The organism is Phenylobacterium sp. (assembly GCF_031181185.1).
Classification (GTDB): Bacteria; Pseudomonadota; Alphaproteobacteria; order Caulobacterales; family Caulobacteraceae; genus Phenylobacterium.
This window is the reverse complement of the sequence record NZ_JAPSKZ010000199.1, coordinates 1-6,245: the sequence shown is the minus strand read 5'-3', so window position 1 is coordinate 6,245 and position 6,245 is coordinate 1. Positions and strand designations below refer to the sequence as shown.

General features: G+C 71.3%; 6 protein-coding genes and 1 pseudogene. 3 read left to right on the top strand and 4 right to left on the bottom strand.

Annotated elements, in window-relative coordinates:
* Both ppdK and RIF93_RS17765 read left to right on the top strand, forming a co-directional pair.
* A partial coding sequence (gene ppdK, locus RIF93_RS17770; RefSeq protein WP_309092784.1) for a pyruvate, phosphate dikinase occupies nucleotides 1-2,090 on the top strand: 2,090 nt, incomplete at its 5' end.
* Nucleotides 2,091-2,172: 82 nt separating this feature from the next.
* A complete protein-coding gene (locus tag RIF93_RS17765) occupies nucleotides 2,173-2,367 on the top strand; it encodes a hypothetical protein (RefSeq protein ID WP_309092783.1) in 195 nt (64 codons plus the stop codon).
* A gap of 19 nt (nucleotides 2,368-2,386) precedes the next feature.
* On the opposite strand, the gene RIF93_RS17760 is transcribed toward RIF93_RS17765, so the two are convergent.
* Both RIF93_RS17760 and RIF93_RS17755 read right to left on the bottom strand, forming a co-directional pair.
* Complete coding sequence (locus RIF93_RS17760; protein WP_309092782.1) at nucleotides 2,387-3,139, bottom strand: LytTR family DNA-binding domain-containing protein; 753 nt, start codon at nucleotides 3,137-3,139, stop codon at nucleotides 2,387-2,389.
* Nucleotides 3,136-4,209 carry a histidine kinase gene (locus RIF93_RS17755; protein ID WP_309092781.1) on the bottom strand — a complete coding sequence of 358 codons (1,074 nt, stop codon included), beginning with the start codon at nucleotides 4,207-4,209 and terminating at the stop codon, nucleotides 3,136-3,138. Before RIF93_RS17755 ends, RIF93_RS17760 begins: the two co-directional genes overlap by 4 nt.
* A 259-nt stretch (nucleotides 4,210-4,468) precedes the next feature.
* On the opposite strand from RIF93_RS17755, the gene RIF93_RS17750 reads away from it, so the two are divergent.
* Nucleotides 4,469-5,368: a hypothetical protein gene (locus RIF93_RS17750; protein WP_309092780.1), complete on the top strand. Its 900-nt coding sequence runs from the start codon at nucleotides 4,469-4,471 to the stop codon at nucleotides 5,366-5,368.
* On the opposite strand, the gene RIF93_RS17745 is transcribed toward RIF93_RS17750, so the two are convergent.
* Both RIF93_RS17745 and RIF93_RS17740 read right to left on the bottom strand, forming a co-directional pair.
* Nucleotides 5,365-5,955, bottom strand: a complete 591-nt coding sequence (locus RIF93_RS17745) for an exopolysaccharide biosynthesis protein (protein ID WP_309092779.1) — start codon at nucleotides 5,953-5,955, stop codon at nucleotides 5,365-5,367. The genes RIF93_RS17750 and RIF93_RS17745 overlap by 4 nt on opposite strands.
* 31 nt (nucleotides 5,956-5,986) lie before the next feature.
* Nucleotides 5,987-6,245, bottom strand: a pseudogene (locus tag RIF93_RS17740) (D-aminoacylase); the annotation flags it as partial.

Below are 6,245 nucleotides of genomic sequence, written 5' to 3'. Positions count from 1 at the left end.
GCCAGCCGTTCCCGCAGGATCCGCACGCCCAGCTGTGGGGCGCCATCGGCGCGGTCTTCGCCAGCTGGATGAACGACCGGGCCAAGTTCTACCGCCGCATGCACGACATCCCGGAGAGCTGGGGCACGGCGGTGAACGTGCAGTCGATGGTGTTCGGCAACATGGGCCAGAACAGCGCCACGGGCGTCGCCTTCACCCGCAACCCCTCGACGGGCGAGCACAAGTTGTACGGCGAGTTCCTGATCAACGCCCAGGGCGAGGACGTGGTGGCCGGCATCCGCACGCCGCAGCCGCTGACCAAGGCCGCTCGCGAAGAGATGGGCGACATCAACCCGTCGATGGAAGAGGCGCTGCCCGAGGTCTTCGCCCAGTTCAAGGCGGTCGTGGAGAAGCTCGAGAAGCACTACCGCGACATGCAGGACATCGAGTTCACGGTGGAGCAGGGCCGTCTGTACATGCTGCAGACGCGCAACGGGAAGCGCACCGCCAAGGCCGCCCTGAAGATCGCCGTCGACCTCGCGGCCGAGGGCCTGATCAGCAAGGAAGAGGCGGTGATGCGGGTGGAGCCCGGCAGCCTCGATCAGCTGCTGCACCCGACCATCGATCCGGCCAGCCCGCGCGACGTGATCGCCACGGGCCTGCCGGCGAGCCCCGGCGCGGCGACCGGCAAGGTGGTCTTCACCGCCGAGGAGGCCGAGAAGCTGGGCGGGGCGGGCGAGGCGGTCATCCTCATGCGCGAGGAGACCAGCCCCGAGGACATCCGCGGCATGGACGCGGCCCGCGGCATCGTCACCGCCCGCGGCGGCATGACCAGCCACGCCGCCGTCGTGGCGCGCGGCATGGGCCGGCCCTGCGTGTCGGGCGCGGGCGAGATCCGCATCGACATGAAGGCCGGGGAGTTCCACGCCCGCGGCAAGACCTTCAAGGCCTATGACGTGATCACCATCGACGGCTCGACCGGCGAGGTGCTGGCCGGCGCGGTGAAGATGGTGGAGCCCGAGCTGTCGGGCGACTTCGGATCGCTGATGGGCTGGGCCGACGGCATGCGCCGGCTGAAGGTGCGGGCCAACGCCGAGACGGCGCTGGACGCCCAGACGGCCCGCCAGTTCGGCGCCGAGGGGATCGGCCTATGCCGCACCGAGCACATGTTCTTCGACCCGGCGCGGATCGCGGCCGTGCGCGAGATGATCCTGGCGGACGACGAGGCCGGCCGCCGGGCGGCGCTGGCCAAGATCCTGCCGATGCAGCGCCAGGACTTCGTCGAGCTGTTCAAGATCATGGAGGGCCTGCCGGTCACCATCCGGCTGCTGGACCCGCCGCTGCACGAGTTCCTGCCGCACACGGAGGAGGACCTGGCGTCGGTGGCCGAGGCCACCGGGCTCGACCCGAAGAAGCTGATGCGGCGCGCGCAGGAGCTGCACGAGGTGAACCCGATGCTGGGCCACCGCGGCTGCCGCCTGGGCGTGGCCTATCCCGAGATCTACGAGATGCAGGTCCGCGCCATCATCGAGGCTGCCTGCGAGGTGGTGGGCGAGGGGCGTCCCGCCCCGATCCCGGAGATCATGCACCCGCTCGTCGCCAAGGGCGAGGAGATGAAGTTCCTGCGCGATCTGACGGACAGGACAGCGAAAACCGTCATCGCCGAGAAGGGCTGCCAGATCGAGTACAAGGTCGGCACCATGATCGAGCTGCCGCGGGCGGCGATCCGCGCGGCCGACCTGGCGCAGAACGCCGAGTTCTTCTCGTTCGGCACCAACGACCTGACCCAGACGACGTTCGGCATCAGCCGCGACGACTCCGGGCGCTTCCTGGGCCACTACATCGAGAAGGGCATCTTCGAGAAAGATCCCTTCGTCAGCCTGGACCAAGAGGGCGTCGGCGACCTGATCCGCATCGCCGCCGAGCGTGGCCGGGCCGAGCGGCCCGACGTGAAGCTGGGCATCTGCGGCGAGCACGGCGGCGACCCCGCCTCGATCCAGTTCTGCGAGAGCGTGGGCCTGGATTACGTCAGCTGCTCGCCCTACCGCGTGCCGATCGCCAGGCTGGCGGCGGCCCAGGCGGCCATCGGCGAGCGCGAGAAGGACCGCTAAAGCGACAAACCCTGCGGCCGGCGCGACGAAATGGGTAGTCCGCCGGTCGAACGAAGGTCGCCGAACGGCTAAGCTTGTTTCCATGGACAGCGACCTGCCGCCGGCGCGTCCGCGGCGGGTGGTCCCGCACGCGACCGCCTATTCGATCGTCGAAACCCAGCCGCGCGGCCGCCGCGCCGGGCCGGTGCGCGCCGTGCTCGCGCTCACCTTCATGGCTGGCCTCGCCGGGGCGATGTGGGTGATGATCGGCATGGCCGTCTGGCGGCTGTTCCACTGACCGCGCGCGGCTGCGGCCCTCAGAAGATCGCCTCGCGCACGGCCTTCAGGTAGGTGGGTCCGACGCGCAACTCCACGCCGTCGGGCAGGACAACCCGGTAGTCGCCGCGGTCGCAGCGCCGGAAGGCCTGCACCAGCGACCGGCGCACGAGCGCCGAGCGGCTCACCCGCAGGAAGTCGGCGCCGAGTTCCTCGGCCAATGCCGCGATCGTGCGGCGGACCAGGTGCCGTCCGCTGCTGGCGTGCAGGCGCGCATAGTCGCGCTCGGCCTCCACCCACGCGATCTCGCCGGCGCGGACCCGGACGCGCGTGCCGTTCCGGTCGGCCCACACCTCGGCCTCCTCGGCCCCGGTCCACGCCCGCGCCTCGGCCTCGGCCGCCGCCAGCCGGCCGGCGGCGTCGCGGTTGTCGCGCAGCGCGCGGGCCTTGGCCAGCGCCTGTTCCAGGCGTGCGGGCTCCAGCGGCTTGACCAGGAAGTCGGTGGCGCTGACATCGAAGGCCCGCACCGCGTATTCGTCGAAGGCGGTGGTGAAGACCACCTGCGGCGCCTCGGGCGCGGTCAGGGCCTTGACCACCGTGAAGCCGTCGCCGTCGGTCAGCCGGATGTCGAGCAGCACAACGTCGGGCTTGAGGGCCTCCAGGCGGTCGATCGCCTCGTCGGCGGTGCGGGCGAGGCCCACCAGCTCCACGCCATCGATCCTGCGCAGAAGCAGCTCCACCCGCCGGAGCGCCAGCGCCTCGTCATCCACGGCCACGACGGTCAGGGACTTCATGCCGCGACCTCGTAGGGCATGGAGAGCGTCACCCGGAAGCCGCTGGCGTCGGCGTCGACGTCCACCGACGCCCGGCCGGGAAAGCGCGCCGCCAGGCGGTTGGCGACATTGCGAAGACCGACGCCGCCGCCCGCCTCGCCCGGCGCGGCGCTGCCGCGGCCGTCGTCCGCCACCTGGATCGCCAGCCGCTCGTCGGCGACGCGGGCGCTGAGGCGCAGACGCATGGGGCGGCCGGGACCTCGCAGCCCGTGCTTCAGCGCGTTCTCGACCAGCGGCTGCAGGATCATGGCCGGCAACAGGGCGTGGCCGGCGGGCTCCGGCACGTCGATCTCCACGGTGAGGAAGTCCTCGAAGCGGACCTTCTCGATGTCGAGGTAGAGCCGCTGGAGCGCCACCTCGTCGGCCAGGGTGACGTCCTGCAGCGGGTCGCTGGCCAGGCTCGCGCGGAAGAAGCGCGACAGGCCCAGCACCACGCGTTCGGCCTCGTCTGGCCGTCGATCCAGGATCAGGGCGGCGATGGCGTTCAGGGTGTTGTGCAGGAAGTGCGGGTTCACCTGGTAGCGCAGGGCCCGCAGCTGGGCCGCCTGGGCCTCGGCCTGGAGCGCGGCGAGGCGGCGCTCGCGCCGGCGGGCCTCCGCCTGGTGGATGTCGGCGAGATTGAGCGCCGTCCAGAGCGAGAAGGGCGCCATCCAGAACAGCCCGGCGACCACGATCGCCCGGGGCGTCAGCGTGTCGACGGTGTTAGAGCCGCCCATCACCGTGAACAGGCCGCGCACCAGGAACTCGAATCCCGAGGAGATGCTGGCGACGAGGAGCGCGCAGCTGGCGAGCTGGGCCGCAGGCGGCAGGCGCGAGATCCGGACCAGCAGCGGCCGCATGGCGACGCCTGCGGTCGCGGACAGCAGCACCATGGCCCCGTCGAACACGACGCTCTCCGGCCGGAACGGGTTGCCCGTCCTCACCAGCGCGCGGGTGGTCGCCAGCACGGTGAAGATCGCCCAGAAGCTGAGCGAGACGAGCGCAACGGCCCACAGGGGCCGGTCCAGGTCGTCAGGACCGCTTCGCCTCACGCGCGGCGCGCCCAAGGCGCGGGGATCAGGACAGGCAGCATGGAATCGGCGGCGCCCCTTCGGTCAGCGCAGCAGAAGCCAGACCGCCCCGGCGATCAACGGCCACAACAGCGCAGGCCGCAGGCTAACGCGTCCCTCCGCCGGAACGAGGCCGGGCTGCGCGAACTCGTCGTCCGAACGACAGCGTTCGTCGCATACCGGGAGGCACACGTCGCCGGCGCGCAGCCTTACTGGGGCGGGAGCGTCGGAAAGGACCTTCATGACTGCGTATCGGTGGATCGGCGCGCTGGGCGCGCTGGCGTTGACGGCCGGCGGCGCGTCGGCTCAGGAGCCGCCGCCGCGGACGGACCTCTCGGGCCTGAACGACGAATTCAACGGCCACGAGCTCGACGCCAAGTGGACGCGCTTCGACGCGAAGTACGGCTATCCGTCGATGCTGAAGGCCTTCGACGTGGGCGCCACCACGCCGGGGGCGTTGCATCTCGAGCCCTATGACTCGGGCTGGGTGCGGGACAAGATCGCCCCGTTCTTCTTCCAGACGGTGGAAGGGGACTTCGACGTCCGCGCGCGGGTGCGCGTGCGGGGCGCGGCCGGCGAGATCGCCGGCGGGACCTGGTCGCTGGGCGGCCTGATGGCCCGGTTCCCGAACGGCCAGACCGCCGAAACCTGGAAGCCGTTCCGCGAGAACTGGCACTTCATCACCACGGGCGTCGGGCTCGAGCGCGGCAAGCCGGTGACCGAGACCAAGGGGACCTACAACAGCTACTCGTCCCTGAAGCTCAGGCCGTTCCAGCCGGGCTGGGTCGAGCTGCGCCTCGTGCGGGTGGGCATGACCCTCTTCGCCCTGGCGCGGCCCGAAGGCGGCCAGTGGCAGGTGCGCGACCGCTTCTACCGGATGGACCCGCGGGCGCGCATGGAGGTGGGGCTGATCGCCTATACCGGAAGCGACGACGTGCCGCCGGGCCCGGAGAACCCCGCGGTCAGCAACCGAGAGGTCAACAAGACCGCTCGGGTGGACATGCTGATGGACGTGGACTGGATCCGCTTCTCGCGGCCCAAGCCCGAGGTGAACTGGGACTGGCGAGTGCAGGTCTCTTCCCACCCGCTCGCGGACCCGAACCTGCCCGAAGCCGAGATCCTGAAGGCGCTCGGCGACTAGGACAGCAGCTGGCGCGCGATCAGGAACAGGGTGCCGGCGCTGGCCGCGAAGGCGACGAGGATCAGCAGTCCGTCGCGCGCCACCAAGCCCAGGCCGAAGGCGGCGATCGCCGTCGCCGGCACAAAGGCCACGAACGGCAGCAGCTCCAGCGGTGGCACCGCGAGCGCCACCAGCACGCAGGCCGCCGCCACGATCCGGTCGGCCACCCTGCCGGTGAGGAAACCCAGGCGGGGCTTCACGACGCGGTCGATCACCCGGGCGGGCTTGCGCGCCACCTTGACCGTCGCCATCAGCCGTCCGGCCGGCGTCGAGAGGTCCAGGAGCCGCTTCGGCAACCACAGCGTGCGCCGCCCGAACAGCAGTTGGGCGGCGATCAGCAGGGTGACGAGCGCCAGCGCCGTCGGGGCGCCCGGGATCGCCGAAACCGGCGTCATGCCCAGCAGGCCGGCCACCAGCAGCAGCGGCCCGAACGAGCGCTCGCCGACGGCGCAATAGACCTCGCGCACGCTGACCTTGTCGCCGGCCTTGCGGGCGACCTCGTTCAGCTCGTTCAGCAGACCCTCGAGATCCTTCGGCGTCTCAGCCATGGACGCCTGAACGCGCGAGCCGGCGAAGCGGTCACCAGCTCCAGTCCGAGGCCTTGGCCCGGCAGCCGCCGTCCGGCCAGCCCTTCCAGCCGCGGCCGCGCACGACGCGCCCCGGACGGGCCTTCGTGGCCTCGCCGTCGGCCAGGGCGAGCTGGCCGTTGACCACCACGTGGCTGACCCCGGTGGCCAGCTGATGCGGCTTCTCGAAGGTGGCGTGGTCCTGGATCTCGGCGGGGTCGAAGACCACCACGTCGGCGAAGTACCCCGGCCGCAGAAGGCCGCGCTCGCGA

What these genes read in the sequence shown, in the direction of transcription:
- RIF93_RS17765 (WP_309092783.1), top strand. Translation starts at nt 2,173, where the DNA reads ATGGACAGCGACCTGCCGCCGGCGCGTCCGCGGCGGGTGGTCCCGCAC.
- RIF93_RS17760 (WP_309092782.1), bottom strand. Translation starts at nt 3,139, where the DNA reads ATGAAGTCCCTGACCGTCGTGGCCGTGGATGACGAGGCGCTGGCGCTC.
- RIF93_RS17750 (WP_309092780.1), top strand. Translation starts at nt 4,469, where the DNA reads ATGACTGCGTATCGGTGGATCGGCGCGCTGGGCGCGCTGGCGTTGACG.
- RIF93_RS17745 (WP_309092779.1), bottom strand. Translation starts at nt 5,955, where the DNA reads ATGGCTGAGACGCCGAAGGATCTCGAGGGTCTGCTGAACGAGCTGAAC.